Here is an 18,294-nt window from a genome sequence, read left to right on the forward strand (position 1 = left end):
ATGGACGGGTGCCTGACGTGACCGAGAACGAGCCGCCCCGCGGGGACGACGTCCCCGCAGCATCCGACTCCGCGACCGCCGCCTGGTCGCAGGACGAGACGGTGGAGGAGCTGCGGGAGCGCCTCGACGCGCTGCTGAACGACCCCCTCGACGAGTGGCTCCAGCACATGCACGTCGGGGGAGTGGTCGCTGCGGCCCCGTTCGAATCGACCCTGTCCTGGCGGGTGACGAAGCCCCTGCGCGCCGTCCGGCTGTTCCAGATCCGCGCCTCCCAGCTCGGCGTCGGCGGTGCCGTCGGCCACACCGCCCGGTACGTCTCCCGTCGACTCGGCCGCCGCGCCTGATGGCGGAGCAGTCGACCCGAGCGGACCGACGGGCGTTCCTCCAGCAGCGCCTCGACCAGCTCGCTCCGTTCGTCATCGAGGATGAGCGCCGTCGCGAGGCTCTCCGCGGCCGCGGGCCGGGGCCGCTCCTGGACGCCATCGCGCGCGAGACCAAGCGCCGGGCCTCGGACGACATCACGTGGCTCGCGCTCGCCGCGTTCCTCGCGGTCATGCCCGTCGAGCACTTCTTCCTCTGGTTCCGCCGCTCCCTCGAGCTCTGCGAGCCGGACGAGGCGATCCGCGTCTTCCTCGCGGCGGGCGCCCGCGCGACCACCGGCTACGCCGATCTCGGATCGACGGTCGAGATCGTCACCGGTGCCGTGGTCGCCGACGTCGACTTCTGCGCGCGCCACGCCCACCAGACCGGCATCCAGCGGGTGGTGCGCAACACGATGAGGCGCTGGCACGGCGACAAGGACGTCCTGCCGGTCGCCTGGGTCAACGGCTCGATGGCCATGCGCCGTCTGAGCCCCGTCGAGCTCGAGCGCGTCGTGGACTACGAGGTGAGCCGCTCCAAGCCCTGGCAGGACGGCGATCCGGACCAGGTGCGCTTCGTCGTGCCGTTCCGCTCCACCGTGCTGATCCCGGAGGTCCCCGGGTTCAACCTGTGCGGGCCCTACGCGTCGCTCGCCGCGCACTCGGGCAACTCCGTCGGCCTCATCGGCTACGACGCGATCCCCGTGGTGAGCGCCGATACGGTCCCCGGTGTCGAGACCGCCCGCTTCGTGAACTACCTCTCGATCGTGAAGCACGCCGATCGCGTCGCGGGCATCAGCGAGTCGGCGTCCGCCGAGTTCGAGGGCTTCGCCCACGCCCTGCCCGCCCAGGGCCTGGTCGGGCCCCGCATCAGCACCGTGGCCCTCCCCGTCGACCGCCCTAACTCGGTCGACGCGTCGATCGCCCCGTCGGTCGTCGGTCCGCTCGTGCTGGCCGTCGGCAGCACCGAGCCGCGCAAGAACCACCTCGCCGTGCTGCACGCGGCCGAGCGCCTGTGGCGCGAGGGGAAGGTGTTCACGCTGCGCTTCATCGGCAACGGCAACGACTGGTCGACGAAGGTCTTCGACGTCCGCATCCGCGAGGCGCAGAACCGCGGCCGCACCGTCGAGCTGTGGCGCGGGGCGAGCGACGACAAGCTGATCGCCTCCTACGAGAACGCGCGCTTCCTCGTGTTCCCCTCCACGCACGAGGGCTACGGACTGCCCGTCGCGGAGGCTCTCGCCCTGGGGGTGCCCGTCATCACGTCCGATCACGGCTCGCTGGTCGAGATCGCCCGCGACGGAGGCTGCGTGACCGTCGACCCCGGCGACGACGACGCGCTGCTCGCCGCGATGCGCGAGCTGCTCGACTCCGACGAGCGCATCGAGCAGCTCCGTGCCGAGGCTCTCGCTCGACCGGTCCGCACCTGGGACGACTACGCGCAGGAGCTGTGGGACGCGCTCGTCCCCGACGGTCGGGGAGCCGCCCGCTCCGTCATCACGAAGGAGGACGTCGATGCGTGATGCACTCGCCGTGGATCGCATGAGCGTGCTGCTGGAGGCACTGGCGCCCGAGATCGCTCCGGCCGCCGACGCCGACGGTCTCGTCCACCAGCTCGCCGATGCGCTCGCCGAGCCCGGCAGCGACGAGGTGTGGCTCACGCTCTCCGTCCTCACCGGCGCCCTGCCCGTGCGCGACGAGGTGGTCGACGCGCTCCGCCTCGTCCGGCTCGACGGGCCCCGCGCCCTCGTCCGCTCCCTCATCGGCAGCCGGGCGAACGGCTTCGTCCTCAACCGCCTGCGCACGCCCCGAGTCCGCGTGGTCTCGGGAGCCGTCGTCGTGGACGTGCACCACACCGCGCGCACCGGGCTCGCCACCGGCATCCAGCGCGTCGTCCGCAAGACGATCGCGGAGTGGGTCCAGCGCCACCAGATCGTCCTCGTGGGCTGGGACGGCGCGGGCCGCACGCTCCGCGAGCTCGATCCGGCCCTGCGCCGCAACGCCCTGTACGGCACGCTCCCGGATGCGAAGGCCGACCCGGCTGCCGAGATCCTCGTGCCGTGGCGCTCGCGCTACATCCTCCCGGAGCTCGCGACCGAGGACGAGCGCACGTCGCGCATCGCCGCGCTGGCCGAGTTCAGCGGCAACGCGACCTCGACGATCGGCTTCGACTGCGTTCCCCTGACCACGGCGGAGACCGCGCACATCGGCATCAGCGCCGCGTTCTCGCGCACCCTCGTGGCGGTCAGCCACATGGACCGGGTCGCGACGATCTCGGAGGCCGCGGCGATCGAGTACGGCGGCTGGCGCGAGATGCTCCGCGGGGTCGGCCGCACCGGCCCCGAGATCCGCGAGGTGATCCTGCCCTCCGAGGCCGGCGTCGTCGATCAGGAGGGGCTCCTCCGGGCCCGGGCCGACCTGCTCTCGGAGGATCTGCCGCTCGTCGTGTGCGTCGGAAGCCATGAGCCGCGCAAGAACCACCTGGCCGTGCTGCACGCGGCGGAGCTCCTCTGGCGCGAGGGGCAGCGGTTCGCACTGGTGTTCGTCGGCGGCAACGCCTGGAACAGCGAGGAGTTCCAGGTCCGCCTGGCCGAGCTGCAGAACGACGGGCGACCGGTCTCGTCGCACTCCGCGATCACCGACGAGCTCCTCTGGAGCGCGTACAGACTGGCGCGCTTCACCGTCTTCCCCTCGCTCAACGAGGGCTTCGGCCTGCCGGTCGCCGAGTCCCTCGCCGTCGGCACCCCCGTCGTGACGGCGCGCTTCGGCAGCATGGCCGAGATCGCGTCGCAGGGCGGGGCCGTACTCGTGGACTCGCGCGACGACGACGACATCGCCCGCGGCATGCGCGCGCTGCTCACGGACGACGAGCTCCTCGAGCGACTGCGCACGGAGGCCCTCACCCGGGACAACTCGTCGTGGGCCGAGTACGCCGACGCACTCTGGGACTTCCTGACGGGAACGCGCGCGGTCGTCGCGTCCTGATCAGCGGCGCCGAGCCGTCGGTCGGCCTGCGCTGAGGTCCTCAGCGGCGCCCACCAGCGCCTCGGCCGCGTCGGTCCACGGCCGGATCGCCTCGGCTCGCACCCGCCGGGGGTCGTTCACGGCCTGCTCCAGAGCGCTGACGAGACCCCGCCGGTCGCCGGGCTCGACGAAGACGGCCGCGTGCTCGTTGCCGCGGAGGGCGTCCCGGATGCCGGGGATGTCGGAGACCACGACCGGAGTGCCGGTCGCGACGGCCTCGAGGGCGGGCAGACCGAAGCCCTCGTGGTGCGAGACGAGCGCCAGCGCGTCGGCGCCGGTCATCAGAGCGGGCATCTCCTCGTCCTCGACGAAGGAGTCGGGGAACCGCACGTCGGCCCCTGCGGCGACCGCGTCGCGCACGGCCCGGTGCACGTCCTCCGCCTCCCAGGACGTGCCGCCGACGAGCAGCAGGGTGTGCCCGGCGGGGCGCTCGGCCGCGGCGTAGGCGCGGACGAGCTCCGCGACGTTCTTGCGGGGCTCGATCGAGCCGACGAAGAGCAGGTAGCGGGAGAGCCCGAGCCGCTGGGTCACGGCGTGCACCTCCGCCTCCCGCCTCGGCCGGAAGACGCGGGTGTCGACGGTCGTCGGCAGCACGCGGAGGCGGTCCTCGGGGATCCCGAGGCTCCCGGCGATCTCAGCGGCGGCCGAGGGCGTGCCGGTCGCCACGAGGTGCGAGCGCGCCAGCCAGCCCGGCATCCGCGCGGCGAGGAGGGAGCGGCGCGGTTCCGGCACCAGCTCGGGTGCGACGGCGAAGCACGCGTCGTGCACGAAGGTGATGCCCGCCGAGCGGGCGGTGAGAGCCCAGTTGCGGAAGTTGGGGAAGAAGTACACGCCGCGGCCCACGAGCAGATCGAGCGGGATCGGGGTGCGGGTCAGGACGCCGAGCACACGGCGGGGGAGCGGCACCCCGATCACCCGGGTCCCGGCCGGCACGACCCGCTCGACCGCGGCCCGCTCCGAGCGGGGCACGAACAGCGCGAGGTCGATCCGCTCCGCGAAGCGGGGGTCGCCCAGCGCGCGGACCGTCTCGAGGAGGACATGGCCCACGCCGGTCATCGCCCCCGCAGCGAGCGGAGTCGCGTCGATGCGCACGCGCACGCGGCGGCTCACGCCTTCGTGACCCCGTTCACGGTCGCCGAGGCGGCGACGCTCACCAGGCCGACGCGCTTGTCGCTGCGCTCCACGGTGAACCTCGCGCCCACGGGCACGCGGGTGAACTCGCCGTTCCCGAGGGTCGATGCCGACGCGTGCACGGCGTAGGTTCCGCCGCCGAAGCGGATGTCGGGGAGGTCGAACGTGATCGTCGTCTCCTCGGTCAGCGGGGGGTGCTCGAAGCCGAGGCGCATCGTGTTGGTGCCGAAGACGATCTGCCCCATGGGCGTGTCGACGCCCATGCCCACGAACCAGCGCTCGAGCGGTGTGCTGGTCAGGGGTCGCAGGGTGACGTGCACGCGCAGGTCGTCGCCGGGGCGCAGCGTGCGGTTGCCGTCCTCGACGGTGCCGCCCTCCAGCTCGATGCCCACGATCTCGCCCGGCTGGATCTGCTCGGGCTCCTCACCGGTCTCCTCGGCCTCGACGATGGCCTCGGCGGTCTCGCGCTCGACGCGCTCCTGCCGCGAGTTCTCGAAGCCGTTGCGGAGGACCTCGAGGCCGCGGGCGGTCTCGCCGTCGTAGATGACCGCGCCGTGCTGGAGCACGATCGCACGATCGCAGAGCTCGCCGACCTGCTCGAGGGAGTGGGTGACCAGCACGATCGTCTTGCCGGCGCGCTGGAACGCACGGATGCGGTCCATGCACTTGCGCTGGAACGGCTCGTCGCCGACGGCCAGCACCTCGTCGACCAGCAGGAGGTCGGGGTCGGTGTGGATCGCGATGGCGAAGGCGAGCCGGACGTACATGCCGGACGAGTAGAACTTGACCTGGGTGTCGATGAAGTCGGCGATCTCCGAGAAGTCGACGATCGAGTCGAACTTGTCCTCCAGCTCCTTGCGGGAGAGTCCGAGGATCGCGCCGTTCAGGAAGACGTTCTCGCGCCCGGTGAGGTCGGGGTGGAATCCGGCGCCGAGCTCGAGGAGCGCGGCGAGGCGGCCGCGGCGCTCGACCGTCCCGGTCGTGGGCTGGATGATGCCGCCGATGAGCTTGAGCAGCGTGCTCTTGCCCGAGCCGTTCGCACCGATGAGCCCGACGGTCGAGCCCAGGGGGATCTCGAGGTCGATGTCCTTGAGCGCCCAGAAGTCGTCGCGGTGCTGCTTGCCCCGGCCGAAATTGACGACGCGCTCCTTGAGGCTCTTGTCCTTGCGGATGACGAACCGCTTGGACGCGTTCTGCACCCGGATGATCGTGGGCATCGCCACGGAGTCGGGCACGGAGATCTCGGATTCGAGAGTCATGGGATCAGATCTCCTGGGCGAAGTTGCCCTCGAGGCGGCGGAAGATGCGGTGCGAGACCCACACCAGCACGAGCCCGACGAGGAAGACGAGGAAGAGGTGGAGGGCCATGTCGGCGGGCCAGGGCTGGCCGGCGACGGCCCGGACGGTGCCATCGGTCTGCTCGACCATGGTCTCGCGCGAGCCGGGACCCCAGATGGCGCGCTGGAAGGCCAGGATCGCGTTGGTCATGGGGTTGAGCAGGTAGATCTGCTCGAGCCACGGCGGGACGGTCTCGACGACGAAGGACCACGCGTAGGTGATGGGCGAGAGCCAGAAGAAGATGAGCAGGCCCACCTCGACCAGGAACTGGATGTCGCGGAGGTAGACGTTCAGCGCCGAGAGGGCGAGCGCCAGGGCGAGCCCGTAGACGAGCGTCACCGCGAGGGCCGGGAAGATGAAGAGCAGCTGCCAGCTGATCTCGAGAGCGCCGAGCGCCGCGGCCCCGATGATCAGCACCAGGAACTGCACCGCGAAGTTGAAGAGCGCCGCTCCGATGGTGGCGACCGGGAAGATCTCGCGCGGCAGGTAGACCTTCTTGATCAGGCCCGCGTTGGCGAGGATCGAGGTGGTGCCGGTCGCGACGATCTCGCTGAAGAGGTTCCACAGCGTCAGACCGCAGAACACGAAGATCGCGAAGACGGGGATCCCGCGGGCGGCGCCCAGGAACTGGCCGATCGCCACGTAGTAGATCATCAGCATGACGAGCGGGCGGATGAGCGTCCAGACGAAGCCGAGGCTCGAGTCCTTGTAGCGCGCCTTGAGCTCGCGGTTCACCAGGAGCTTCAGCAGCTCGCGGTGGCGGAAGATGTCGAGGAGCGACGAGACGAAGCCGCTCGCGCGGTTCGTGCCCGGCTGGGTGCCGCTCTGGTGGAACGGCTCCTGCGCGATCGCGTCGACGCGGTCGGCCGCGCGCGTGATCGTCGACTTGTTGGTGCTCATCGGTCTCCCAGCCATAGCACTGCCGTGGCGGCAGCGGGATCATTGTACGGTTCCGTCCGCTCGGAGCCCCGGGAGAGGCGGGAGTCGGACGCCCGGTGACTCAGCTCGCGCGCCGGACGAGGTCGAGGTCGTGCGCGACCATCCGGGCCACGATCTCCTCGAAGGCGACGGTCGGCCGCCAGCCGAGGACGTCGCGGGCGCGGGAGGCGTCGCCGCGCATCTCGGGGGCGTCCACGGGGCGGGCGAACCGCGGATCGAGGACGACGAGGCGCTCCCAGTCGTCGATGCCGGCGGCGGTGAAGGCGGCGGCGACGAACTCGCGGACGGAGTGCGCGACTCCCGTCGCCACGACGTAGTCGCCCGCGTCGTCGGCCCGCGACGCGCGGACGAGGGCGTCGACGTAGTCGGGAGCCCAGCCCCAGTCGCGGCGGACGTCGAGGTTGCCGAGGGACAGCTCGGTCGCGGTGCCCGCAGCGATCGCCGCGACACCCGCGGTGATCTTGCGCGTGACGAAGGCCTCTGGCCGACGCGGCGACTCGTGGTTGTAGAGGATGCCGGAGGAGGCGTGCAGCCCGCGACCGCGGTAGACGCCCACGAGCAGGTGCGCGAACGCCTTCGCCGCGCCGTAGGGCGACACGGGGCGGATCGGCGTCGACTCCGTCTGCGGGTTCTCCACCGCGGCCCCGAAGATCTCGCTGGAGGAGGCCTGCACGAAGCGGACCTCCCGGCCGGTCGACTCCTGGAGCGACAGCGCCGCCTCGAGGAGCGCGGCGACGGCCGTGCCGGTGACCTCGGCGGTCCGAACCGGCTCCTGCCAGGACAGCGCCACGGAGGAGAGCCCGGCCAGGTGGAAGATCGTGTCCGGCGCCGCCTCCGCGACGACGCGGCCGAGGCCGGCGGCGTCACGGAGATCGCCCTCGAGGGAGCGGACGGCGGCCGGGAGACCGGAGTCGTCACCGCGCACGAGCGCGGTGACGTCCCAGCCGTCCGCGAGCAGGCGCTCGACGAGGTAGCCCCCGTCCTGCCCGCTCGCCCCGGTGACGAGAGCGGAGGGCATGACTACTTGATCAGCGCCGTCTGCTCGACGAGGTCGTTCTCGACCATCATCGCGACCAGCTCGGGGAAGGAGACCTTGGGCTCCCAGCCGAGGACGTCGCGGGCCTTCGACGGGTCGCCGATGAGCAGGTCGACCTCGGCGGGGCGCATGAACGCGGGGTTCTGCGTGACGTAGGGGGTCCAGTCGTCGATGCCGACGTGCTGGAAGGCGATGTCGAGGTACTCGCGGATCTCGTGGGTCTCGCCGGTCGCGACGACGTAGTCGTCGCCCTCGGGCTGCTGCAGCATGCGCCACATCGCGTCGACGTAGTCGCCGGCGAAGCCCCAGTCGCGCTTGGCGTCGAGGTTGCCGAGCTCGAGGGTCTCCTGGAGGCCGAGCTTGATGCGGGCGACCGCGAGGCTGATCTTGCGGGTCACGAACTCCGGGCCGCGGCGGGGCGACTCGTGATTGAACAGGATGCCCGACGAGGCGTGCATGCCGTAGGACTCGCGGTAGTTGATGGTCATGTAGTGACCGAACACCTTGGCGACGCCGTAGGGCGAGCGCGGCCAGAGGAGGGTCTCCTCGCGCTGGGGCACCTGCTGGACCTTGCCGAACATCTCGGACGAGGACGCCTGGTAGAACTTCACGCGCGACATGTCGTCGCCGGCGTAGAGGCGGGTCGCCTCGAGGATGTTGAGCACGCCCTTGCCGGTCACGTCGGACGTGAGTGACGCGTTCTCCCACGAGTACGCGACGAAGGAGATGGCGCCGAGGTTGTAGACCTCGTCGGGCTGGGCGACGGCGAGCACGCGGACGAGGCTCGAGACGTCGGTGAGGTCACCGGTGAGCAGCGTCACCTCGGGCACGACCCGGCGCACGAGCTCGTACTTCGGGTTGTTCTGCCCGCGGACCAGGCCGAAGACCTCGTAGCCCTTCGAGAGCAGCAGCTCGGCGAGGTAGAGGCCGTCCTGGCCGGTGATTCCGGTGATCAAAGCGCGGGGCACGTGGTGGTCCGTTTCGTCGTGGGTCGATGACAGCGGGCTACATACTACCCACCGCCCCCCGCGCCGTCCGGATCGGGACCGGCGGGGCGGCCCCGCGCGCCGGTATCCTGACCCGTCTCGGACACGATTGGACGCCATGCCGGAACCGCTCCCCGTCACGCTCGCCGTGCTCACCGTCGACCCGGGCGGGATGGGCGGCGGGGAGACCTACGCCCGCGCGCTGACGCGCCTCCTGGTGCCGCGTCCCGGCGAGGAGGGACTTCGCGTGCGCGTGCTGGTGCCCGAGAACGCGCGCGGCTTCAGCGAGGGCGTCCCGGAGCAGGTCGCGGACGGAGTCATCAGCGGAGCGGGGCACCGCCGACGGGCGATCGGCATGCTGCAGGCGCTCGCGCGCACCGTGCGGCTGAGGCGGCGGCTGGATCGTGACGAGATCCTCTACTTCCCGTTCACGGTCCCGCTGCCGTGGCCCTCGCGGCGCCAGGGCCACGTGCAGATGCTGTTCGACCTCCAGCACCGCGACCTCCCCGAGCTCTTCCCCCGCGTCGAGCGCGTGTTCCGCCGCGTCGCCTACGAGGCGACGGCCCGCCGCGCCGACGCGGTCATCACGATCAGCGCCTTCACCAAGAGCCGCATCGTCGAGCTGCTCGGGATCCCGGAGGAGCGGGTGCACGTCTCGCACCTGGGCGTGGACACCTCGCGGTTCCGGGCGAACCTCGGCGAGCGCGACGACTTCGTCTTCTTCCCGGCGCGCGCGTGGCCGCACAAGAACCACGCGCGGCTGTTCGAGGCGATGCGGCTGCTGCGCGCCGACGGACACGACCTGCGCCTCGTGCTGACCGGTGGGGACCTCGACCGCCTGGGCGAGCTGCCCGACTTCGTGGAGTGGCGCGGCCACGTCGATCCCGAGGAGCTCGCCGAGCTGTACCGGCGGGCGGCGGTGCTCGCGTTCCCCAGCCTCTACGAGGGCTTCGGCTTCCCGCCGATCGAGGCGATGGCGTCCGGATGCCCGGTCGCGGCAGGCGATGCCGGATCCCTGCCCGAGATCTGCGGGGACGCCGCCGTCTACGTCGATCCGCTCGATCCGCGCTCGATCGCCGACGGGATCCTCGAGGCGATCGCCCGACGCGAGGAGCTCGCTCCGCTGGGCCTGGCCCGGGCCGCCCGCTTCGACTGGGAGCGCTGCCGTCGGGAGCACCTCGAGGTGTTCCGCGCCGTGGCGGAGGGACGGCGCGTCCGCCGGGGATCCCGGCGCCGCCGGATCAGTCGCGCGGGTGCAGGAGGCGCCGCCAGCTGAGCCCCTGCGCGGCGCGCATGGCGCAGACGACGACGAGCAGCCAGCCCGCGTCCAGCAGGATCGAGCTCTCGGCGAGTCCGGTGACGACCAGCACCGTGAGCACCATCACCGGCCACACGTGCACGACCGCCTTGCGCTCGGACGCGATCAGCCAGGACCGCCACAGTGCGAGCCCGACGAGCGCCACGAAGAGCGCGGCGCCGACCACGCCGACCTGCAGGGCGAGGTCGAACAGGGCGTTCAGGCTCGACGAGTGCGGTCGGCCCGAGAGGTAGTCGATGGCGTTGAAGGGGTACATGTCGGTGCGCCAGTAGCCGACCCAGCCCCAGCCGATCAGCGGATCGAGGTCGGTGAAGCGCCACACCTGCTGCCACAGGGTGAGCCGGAACTCGAACTCGCTGCCCGCGTTGAGCACGGCGATGATCCGCGAGCGGAAGATCCAGGCGGCGAGAGCGGCGGCGATCGCGACTCCGAGGGTGGCGTACTGCCGGCTCCGCCGGTGCTCGCTGTCTCCGCGCCGCACCCAGCGCAGCGCGAGGGCGACGACGGCGGCGACCACGAGCACGCCGGCGCTCACGGCCGACCGGGTGAAGAGCAGGGTGACGACGGCGAGGGCGAGGGAGGCGATCGCCGGGCCGCGCGCGACGGAGCGGGTCATCAGCTCGACCGCGAAGGTCACCACGGCGAGCAGGCAGACCAGTCCGAGCTGGTTCCGGGTGCCGACGAGGCCCTGGATCGGACCGCCGACCGCGAGCTGGCCCTCGACGCCGAGGAAGCGCAGCGGCCGGTCGATCAGCACGCCCGCCACCACCTCGACGGCGACGGAGGCGATCAGCACGAAGCGCAGGACGTCGCCGACCGAGCGGATGATCTGGATGATGTCGCGGGTCACTCCGATCGCGACGGCCAGGAACGCGAGCGCGAGCTGGTAGACGACACCCGAGACCGTCGACCACTGGTACCCGCTCCAGAGGACGCTCAGCGCGATCCACCCCAGGAACACGAGGATGCTGGTCGGCAGCAGCCCCTCCCAGTCGAGCATCCCGCGGCGCAGGACGATCATCGCCGCAGCGAGGACGGTCAGCGTGGCGATGGCCGCGATGTAGCCCGGCCAGCCGATCACCCCGCGGACGGCGGGCGCGCAGAGCACCACCACGAGGGTGGACTGGGCGAGGGCGGCCGCGAACTGCGGCGAGGCCACCGCGTCCGACAGGTACGGCGGGAGAGCGGACGGACGCCGGCCCGTCATCGCCCTGCGCGCTCGCCGGCGAGGGGGACGGGATCGGCCGCCAGGGCCTCCTCCGCCTCGTTCGCGGGCTGCTTCGTCAGCACGGCGAGGGCGACGAGCAGGAGCCAGCCGCTCTCGATCAGCACACGGCTCTCGGCCAGCGACTGCGCGAGCAGGGCGACGACGATCAGGAGCGGAGCGAGGGTGAGGGCGGAGTAGGGGAGCGCGGCGACGGCGCTGCGGCGGGGCCGGTCGACGGCGCGGAACCAGGAGCGCCAGAGCGTCGAGACGACGAGGGCCGTGAAGAGCACGAGACCGACGGCGCCCAGCTGGAACCAGACGTCGAGCGCGGCGTTGTGGGCCTGCAGGTAGAGGACGCCCTTGCGCTCGGCGAGCGTGTCGAACGGCGCGGCCCAGGGCGCCCAGTAGCTGACCCAGCCCCAGCCGAGCACCGGGCGCTCGGCGGCGAGGGCCGCGACCGCGCTCCAGATGTCGAGGCGGCCGGTCGCGTCCTCGCTCTTGCCCAGGAGGGCGAGGAGCGCGCCACGGCCCGCGAGCAGACCGACGACGAGCACCGCTCCGACTGCCGCTGCGGTGAGGTACACCGGCCGGCGCCGGTCCTCGCCGCGGCGGCGGGCCCACAGCGCGAAGGCCGCGGCGAGGGCGACGGCGACGGCGCAGAGCAGCACGGTCGACGAGCGGGTGAGCAGCAGGGTCGCGGCGAAGACCAGCGCCCAGACTACGCCCCAGCGCCGCCGAACGGTTCGCGCTGCGAGCTCGAGGAGCACCACGACCAGGCCGAGCAGGGCCGCGAACCCCAGCAGATTGCGGTTGCCCACGATCCCCTGGATCGGTTCGCCCGTGAACAGGGCGGCCTGCGACCAGTAGAAGGCGTCCGGGATCCGGCCGCTCGCCGGGAGGTCGATGACGAGGGGGAGCACGCTCTGCCGCACGACGAGGGCGATCACCAGCTCGAAGAGGAGGGAGAGGCCGACCGTGATCCGCAGGGCTCGCCCGAGCGCGGTGACGAAGGCGCCGGTGCCGAGCAGGAGCCCGAGGGCGACGCCTCCGAAGGTCGTGGCGAGCTGGGCGGTCACACCGATCGCGCTCGCACCGGGGTACGCGGACCAGAGCAGCGACAGGACGACGAGGCACAGGAACGCGAGGAGCGACTTGGGCGTGCGGCTCCAGAGCAGCCTCGGCCGCTCGCGCACGACGACGACGACGACCGCGACGAGGAGAGCGCCGACGACGAGGCCCCAGCCCCACCACCCGGCCAGGTTCCGCAGGGCCTGCCCGGAGATCAGGACCGTCAGCACGGCGACCGCGAGCACCCGGGGAGCGGAGGGCGCGGCACGACGGATCATGGCGATCAGTCTAGAGAGGGGCCGCGCAACTGCGGATCAGACGAACGCCGCCGTCCCGGTGATGGCGCGGCCGACGATGAGAGTGTTCATCTCGCGGGTGCCCTCGTAGGAGTAGAGCGCCTCCGCGTCGGCGAAGAAGCGGGCGACTCCGTAGTCGAGGACGATGCCGTTGCCGCCCATCACCTCGCGGCACCAGGCGACCGTCTCCCGCATCCGCGCCGTCGTGTAGGCCTTGGCGAGGGCGGAGTGCTCGTCGCGCTGCTCGCCCGCGTCGAGCATCTCGGACACCCGCGTCGCCAGAGCGATGCTGGCGGTGATGTTGCCGATGCTCTTGACGAGCAGGTCCTGCACGAGCTGGTGGCCGACCAGCGGCTTGCCGAACTGGACGCGCTCGCGGGCGTAGCGCAGTGCCGCGTCGTAGGCGCCGATCGCGACTCCGATCGCCTGCCACGCCACCTCGGCGCGCGTCAGGCGCAGCACCTTCGCGGTGTCGCGGAACGAGTTCGCGTTCTGCAGGCGGAGCGACTCCGGGACCCGCACGCCCTCGAGCACGATGTCGGCGTTCTGGATCGTGCGCAGGCTCTGCTTGCGGGCGATCGCGGTGGCACGGTAGCCCGGCGTCGAGGTCGGGACCAGGAACCCCTTCACCTGCTGATCGGCGACGTCCTTGGCCCAGATCACGGTGATGTCGCTGAACGTCGCGTTGCCGATCCAGCGCTTCTCCCCGTCGAGGACCCACTCGTCGCCCTCCCGCCGCGCCGTCGTCCGCAGGCCCTGAGCGGAGTCGGAGCCGGACTGCGGCTCGGTCAGCCCGAAGGCTCCGATCACCTCGCCCGACGCGAGCTTCGGCAGCCATTCCGCGCGCTGCTCGTCCGAGCCCGTCACCTGGACCGTGCCCATCACGAGCCCGTTCTGCACGCCGACGTAGGTCGCGATGCCCGCGTCGACCCGACCGAACTCCAGCGCCACCCAGCCGCGGAAGACCGCGGAGTTCTCGATCGCCCGGGTGCCGGGCCACGACAGTCCGATCGCGCCGGTGGCGTGGATGCCGGGCACCAGGTGGCGGGGGAACTCGGCGCGCTCCCAGTAGTCGTCGGCGATCGGGCGCACCTGCTCCTCGAGGAAGGAGCGCATGCCCGCGAGGAGCTCCTTCTCGGCGGGGGAGAGGCTCCCCGCGAACCCGTAGAAGTCGGCGGCCAACGTCTCGAAGATCGTGCTGTCCATGTGCTCCGTCGCTCCCTCGCTCGAGCCGGGCCGCCCCTGTGCTCCAGCGGCGGCGACGCGGCTCCCGCCAGCGTACGAAGACCACGCCGTCGGGGCACGAACCGTGGAGGGGAGCGCCAACCCGGTGCCCGCGACCAGCGGTCGCCGTTGTGGATCCTGCTACCGTCGCAGCGGAGCGGCCCCGGCAGGGTCCGGACGGCGCGGCTCCCACTGCTCCCCGGACGGAAAGGCCCGCCCCGTGTTCATCCCGATCGGCAACACCCCCCGCGACTACGCCTGGGGCTCCTCCACCGGCATCTCCGACGCGCTCGGCACGCCGGCCTCGGGCGGCCCGGAGGCGGAGCTGTGGCTCGGTGCACACGCCGGATCGCCGTCGAGGATCCTCGAGCCGGACCGGGTCGGCGCCCGCACCCTCGCCGACTTCATCGCCCGGGAGCCCGAGGCGGCGCTCGCCGGAGTGCAGGGCTCGGTCGACCCGGTCTCGGGCGAGCCCCGGCTGCCGTTCCTCCTGAAGATCCTCGCCGCCGGCGCTCCTCTCTCGCTCCAGGCGCACCCCTCGGCCGAGACCGCGCAGCGCCGTTTCGTCGAGGAGGACGAGGCGGGCATCGCGCGCGACGCCGCGGACCGCAACTACAAGGACCCGTTCCACAAGCCCGAGCTGATCTACGCGCTGAGCGGGAGCTTCGACGCTCTGTGCGGCTTCCGCGATCCCGAGAGCACGCGCTCGCTGCTCGCGGAGCTCGCCGCCCGTCTGCCGGGCGCCGGCGCCGACGCGATCCGCGCGTTCGCCGCGACCCTCGACGGCGAGGCCGAGCAGGTCCTCCGCGGCGCCGTGTCCTGGCTCCTCGCCGACGGCGACCGCGCCGAGGTGGCTGCGCTCGTCGACGCCGTCGTCCGCGCGGCCGACGGCGACGAGCGGCTCGAGCTCCGCACCGTGGGCGACCTCGCCGACAGCTACCCGGGCGATCCGGGGATCGTCCTCTCGCTCCTGCTGAACCGCGTGCGACTCTCCCACGGCGAGGTGCTCTACCTCCCCGCGGGCAACATCCACGCGTATCTGCACGGCACGGGGGTCGAGCTGATGGCGGCGTCCGACAACGTGCTGCGGGGCGGGCTCACCCCCAAGCACATCGACGTGCCCGAGCTCCTGGACGTGCTCGAGTTCTCGCCGCTGCCGGTGCCCTACCTCGCCGCCGAGGACGCCGCTCCCGGACTCCGGATCTACCGCCCCGACGTGCCGGACTTCGTGCTCGCCGTCATCGAGCCCGTCTCGGAAGCCGCCGTCGAGCTGGCCCTCACCGGGCCGGCCATCGCGATCGCGACCTCGGGCGGCTTCCTGCTGCGCGGGGCGGAGGGGGAGGCGCGCGTCGAGCGCGGCGCCAGCGTCTTCGTCACTCCGTCCGAGGGCGGCCTCTCGGCGACCGGCACGGGCACGCTCTTCGTCGCGACGCTGTAGGACGCGCGACCCCGGCGGCGGCGCGCGTCAGGACGCCGCGGCGCAGGCGAAGGTCCGCCGGTACGCGGCCGGCGTCGTCTGCAGCACCCGCACGAAGTGGTGCCGCATGACGGCGGCGGTGCCGAAGCCGACGCGTCCGGCGATGGTCTCGAGGGTCAGGTCCGACTCCTCGAGCAGCTGCTGGGCGCGCAGGAGCCGCTGCCGGTTGAGCCAGGCGAGCGGAGTCGTGCCGAGGTCGGCGCGGAACCGCCGTGCGAAGGTCCGGGGCGACATCAGTGCCCGCCGGGCGAGCGTCTCGACCGAGAGCTCCTGGTCGAGGTTGTCGAGCATCCACTCCGTGACCTCGGCGAAGGAGTCGGCCCGCACCTCGGGGACGGGGGTGCGGATGTACTGGGCCTGCCCTCCGTGGCGCTGCGGCGGCACGACCATGCGCCGCGCCACGACGTTCGCGGCGGCGGCTCCGCACTCCTCCCGGACGATGTGCAGGCACGCGTCGATGCCCGCGGCCGTGCCGGCACTGGTGACGATCCGCCCCTCCTGCACGAAGAGGACGTCGGGATCGACCCGGACCGCGGGGAAGCGCTCGGCGAGCTCCTGCGCGTGCATCCAGTGGGTCGTCGCACGCCGGCCGTCGAGCAGTCCCGCCTGGGCGAGCACGAACGCCCCGCTGCAGACGCTCAGGATCCACGCCCCCCGCTCGTGAGCGCGGCGCAGCAGCGCCAGGACGCGCTCGTCGACGGGGCCGAGCGGGAGGGCCGGGATCGCGATCAGGTCGGCGCTCTCGGCCGCGTCGAGGCCGTCGAGCACGATCGTGTCCAGGCCGAGGCTCGTGGGGACCGGACCGGGATCGGCGGTGACGACCCGGAACTCGAAGCTCGGCCCGCCCTGCTCGCTCCGGTCGATCCCGAAGACCTCGCAGACGACCCCGAACTCGAACGGGGCGAAACCGGGCAGGGCGACGAGGGCGACGGAGTGGAGCACGGCGGCAGGATAGCGCTCGGCGTCACGTTCCTGCCAGTGCGGTGCCGTCGTACCGCGCCGATAGGGTAGCGACGGCGCCGAGCGCTGACGTCGATGGCCGACGTGGATCACGAGGAGGACGCACATGGCATGGCTGGTCACCGGAGGAGCCGGGTACATCGGGGCGCACGTCGTCCGGGCCTTCTCCGAGCAGGGCATCGACCCCGTCGTCATCGACGACCTCTCGTCGGGCCACGCCTCGTTCGTGCCCGAGGGCATCCCCTTCTACCGCGGCTCGATCCTCGACGAGGCGCTGCTCGACCGCGCCTTCGCCGAGAACGACATCGAGGGGGTCGTGCACGTCGCGGGCTTCAAGTACGCGGGCGTCTCGGTGCAGCGGCCGCTGCACACGTACGAGCAGAACGTGACCGCGACCCTCCGGGTCCTCGCGGCGATGGAGCGCGCGGGCGTGTCCTCGATCGTGTTCTCCTCCAGCGCCGCCGTCTACGGAGCGGTCGACGTCGAGCTGGTCACCGAGGAGACCCCCAAGAGCCCGGAGTCGCCCTACGGCGAGACGAAGCTGATCGGCGAGTGGCTGCTCGCCGACGCGGGACGCGCCCGGGGCGTGCGGCACGCCTCCCTCCGCTACTTCAACGTCGTCGGCTCGGGCTACCCGGACGTGTACGACACGAGCCCGCACAACCTCTTCCCCCTCGTCTTCGAGGCGCTGCTGGCCGGGCGCACGCCGCGCATCAACGGCACCGACTACCCCACGCCCGACGGGACGTGCGTGCGCGACTACATCCACGTGGCCGACCTCGCCCTCGCCCACGTCGCCGCGGCCCGCCGCCTGGCGGCCGGCGAGCCGATCGAGCCGGTCTACAACCTGGGCAGCGGCGACGGCGCCTCGGTCGGCGAGATCATGCGCGCGATCGCTGAGACCACCGGCATCGCCTTCGAGCCCGAGACCGCTCCCCGCCGTCCGGGCGACCCGCCGCGCATCGTCGCGTCGGGGGAGCGCGCGGCGCGCGACCTCGGCTGGGAGATGCGCCACTCGCTCTCCGACATGGTCGAGAGCGCCTGGAGTGCGCGGAGCGCGGCGACCTCCTGACCGACGGCACTCCGGCGTCACGCTTGCGACACGCCGGAGTGTCGTGAACCCTCCACGGGTTGTTGAGGGTTTACAGTCTGCGACTTGACCTCAGCGAATGACACCGATGTAATTACGTGGGCGGCGCCTCCGGGAGGAGCGGGTCGCCGTTCATCGGTACCGGCGGGGTAGGAGACGGCATGGCGATTCCCGACAGCGTCGGCGGAGCGGACCGTTTCTCCGAAGCGGACCACGCCGCCGCAGCAGACCGTCTCCCCGGAGCGGCAGGACGCGCGGGAGTGCCCGATGACTGGTTCGTCGACCCGGTCCGCCTGGGTGTGCCCGGCGTCCGCCCCGGCATCGTCACGGAGAGCGAGGCGCCCGGCGGTGCCCTCTCCTGGCAGGCCGACTCGCTCTGCGCGCAGACCGACCCCGAGGCGTTCTTCCCCGAGAAGGGCGGCTCCACCCGCGACGCGAAGAAGATCTGCACATCCTGCGAGGTGCGCTCCCAGTGCCTCGAGTACGCGCTCGAGAACGACGAGCGCTTCGGCATCTGGGGCGGGCTGTCCGAGCGCGAGCGCCGCAAGCTCCGACGCCGGGCCTGAATTCCGCCCCCTGCTCTTCGCCCTCCCGGCGGGGCACGCTCCGCCGAGGCTGCGCGTGCTTCCTGCCGCAGGAGAGGCTGGGCACGGATCCGGCTCGGGTCGAGCATGGCTGGTGCCGCTTGCGCGATGGGGCGTGTTCCGGTCGGGTCGCGCGTGCTTCTCGGTCGCACGCCCGGGAGCCGGAAGGGCTCGGTGCGTCGGCGCAGGCGATCGGCCGCCCGGAGCAGCGTCCGCGTCGGCTCGCTCCCTGGTGATCAGCGGCGGGCGGTGACGGG

General features: G+C 72.2%; 16 protein-coding genes. 7 read left to right on the forward strand and 9 right to left on the reverse strand.

The features are described from left to right. Window positions 1–8: 8 nt before the first annotated feature. From IOC53_RS03020 to IOC53_RS03030, 3 genes are read left to right on the forward strand one after another with little or no spacing between them, the layout of a single operon-like run. Entirely contained in the window at window positions 9–344 is a 336-nt protein-coding gene (locus tag IOC53_RS03020; protein WP_207402902.1) for a hypothetical protein, read from the forward strand. Beyond that, entirely contained in the window at window positions 344–1,882 is a 1,539-nt protein-coding gene (locus tag IOC53_RS03025; protein WP_207402903.1) for a glycosyltransferase family 1 protein, read from the forward strand. Before IOC53_RS03020 ends, IOC53_RS03025 begins: the two co-directional genes overlap by 1 nt. Continuing rightward, complete coding sequence (locus IOC53_RS03030) at window positions 1,875–3,344, forward strand: glycosyltransferase family 1 protein (RefSeq protein WP_207402904.1); 1,470 nt, start codon at window positions 1,875–1,877, stop codon at window positions 3,342–3,344. The genes IOC53_RS03025 and IOC53_RS03030 overlap by 8 nt, the downstream gene beginning before the upstream one ends. Here IOC53_RS03030 and IOC53_RS19385 read toward each other — a convergent pair whose 3' ends face one another. The 5 genes from IOC53_RS19385 to IOC53_RS03055 form a co-directional block, all read right to left on the reverse strand. Beyond that, window positions 3,345–4,493 (reverse strand): glycosyltransferase family 1 protein, encoded by a 1,149-nt coding sequence (locus IOC53_RS19385; RefSeq protein WP_207402905.1) that lies wholly within the window; start codon window positions 4,491–4,493, stop codon window positions 3,345–3,347. After that, complete coding sequence (locus tag IOC53_RS03040) at window positions 4,490–5,773, reverse strand: ABC transporter ATP-binding protein (RefSeq protein WP_242682821.1); 1,284 nt, start codon at window positions 5,771–5,773, stop codon at window positions 4,490–4,492. Before IOC53_RS03040 ends, IOC53_RS19385 begins: the two co-directional genes overlap by 4 nt. A gap of 4 nt (window positions 5,774–5,777) precedes the next feature. Then, window positions 5,778–6,752, reverse strand: a complete 975-nt coding sequence (locus tag IOC53_RS03045) for an ABC transporter permease (protein WP_207402906.1) — start codon at window positions 6,750–6,752, stop codon at window positions 5,778–5,780. A 100-nt stretch (window positions 6,753–6,852) separates the two neighbouring features. Beyond that, a complete protein-coding gene (locus IOC53_RS03050) occupies window positions 6,853–7,809 on the reverse strand; it encodes a GDP-mannose 4,6-dehydratase (protein WP_207402907.1) in 957 nt (318 codons plus the stop codon). A 2-nt stretch (window positions 7,810–7,811) separates the two neighbouring features. After that, complete coding sequence (locus tag IOC53_RS03055; RefSeq protein ID WP_307786049.1) at window positions 7,812–8,795, reverse strand: GDP-mannose 4,6-dehydratase; 984 nt, start codon at window positions 8,793–8,795, stop codon at window positions 7,812–7,814. 136 nt (window positions 8,796–8,931) lie between these two features. On the opposite strand from IOC53_RS03055, the gene IOC53_RS03060 reads away from it, so the two are divergent. Further along, the gene (locus IOC53_RS03060) at window positions 8,932–10,089 is read left to right on the forward strand and encodes a glycosyltransferase family 1 protein (protein WP_207402909.1); all 1,158 of its coding nucleotides are present in this window, start codon (window positions 8,932–8,934) and stop codon (window positions 10,087–10,089) included. Here IOC53_RS03060 and IOC53_RS03065 read toward each other — a convergent pair. From IOC53_RS03065 to IOC53_RS03075, 3 genes are read right to left on the reverse strand one after another with little or no spacing between them, the layout of a single operon-like run. Next, entirely contained in the window at window positions 10,055–11,338 is a 1,284-nt protein-coding gene (locus tag IOC53_RS03065) for an O-antigen ligase (protein ID WP_207402910.1), read from the reverse strand. The two genes, IOC53_RS03060 and IOC53_RS03065, sit on opposite strands and share 35 nt — an antisense overlap. Further along, window positions 11,335–12,684, reverse strand: coding sequence for an O-antigen ligase (locus IOC53_RS03070; RefSeq protein ID WP_207402911.1), 1,350 nt, complete (start codon window positions 12,682–12,684; stop codon window positions 11,335–11,337). Before IOC53_RS03070 ends, IOC53_RS03065 begins: the two co-directional genes overlap by 4 nt. Window positions 12,685–12,720: 36 nt before the next feature. Next, on the reverse strand, window positions 12,721–13,908 hold the full coding sequence (locus IOC53_RS03075; RefSeq protein WP_207402912.1) for an acyl-CoA dehydrogenase family protein: 1,188 nt from the start codon (window positions 13,906–13,908) through the stop codon (window positions 12,721–12,723). A gap of 238 nt (window positions 13,909–14,146) precedes the next feature. On the opposite strand from IOC53_RS03075, the gene manA reads away from it, so the two are divergent. Further along, on the forward strand, window positions 14,147–15,364 hold the full coding sequence (gene manA, locus IOC53_RS03080) for a mannose-6-phosphate isomerase, class I (RefSeq protein ID WP_207402913.1): 1,218 nt from the start codon (window positions 14,147–14,149) through the stop codon (window positions 15,362–15,364). 27 nt (window positions 15,365–15,391) lie between these two features. Here the strand turns inward: manA and IOC53_RS03085 are convergent, their stop codons facing one another. Next, entirely contained in the window at window positions 15,392–16,345 is a 954-nt protein-coding gene (locus IOC53_RS03085) for a GlxA family transcriptional regulator (protein ID WP_207402914.1), read from the reverse strand. 124 nt (window positions 16,346–16,469) lie between these two features. Here IOC53_RS03085 and galE point away from each other — a divergent pair, with 124 nt between their 5' ends. Next, window positions 16,470–17,435 (forward strand): UDP-glucose 4-epimerase GalE, encoded by a 966-nt coding sequence (galE, locus tag IOC53_RS03090; RefSeq protein WP_207402915.1) that lies wholly within the window; start codon window positions 16,470–16,472, stop codon window positions 17,433–17,435. A gap of 179 nt (window positions 17,436–17,614) precedes the next feature. Continuing rightward, window positions 17,615–18,019 carry a WhiB family transcriptional regulator gene (locus tag IOC53_RS03095; RefSeq protein ID WP_278249995.1) on the forward strand — a complete coding sequence of 135 codons (405 nt, stop codon included), beginning with the start codon at window positions 17,615–17,617 and terminating at the stop codon, window positions 18,017–18,019. The last annotated feature ends 275 nt before the right edge of the window (window positions 18,020–18,294 follow it).

This window comes from Rathayibacter sp. SD072, from assembly GCF_017355185.1.
In the GTDB taxonomy this organism is placed as follows: Bacteria; Actinomycetota; Actinomycetes; order Actinomycetales; family Microbacteriaceae; genus Rathayibacter.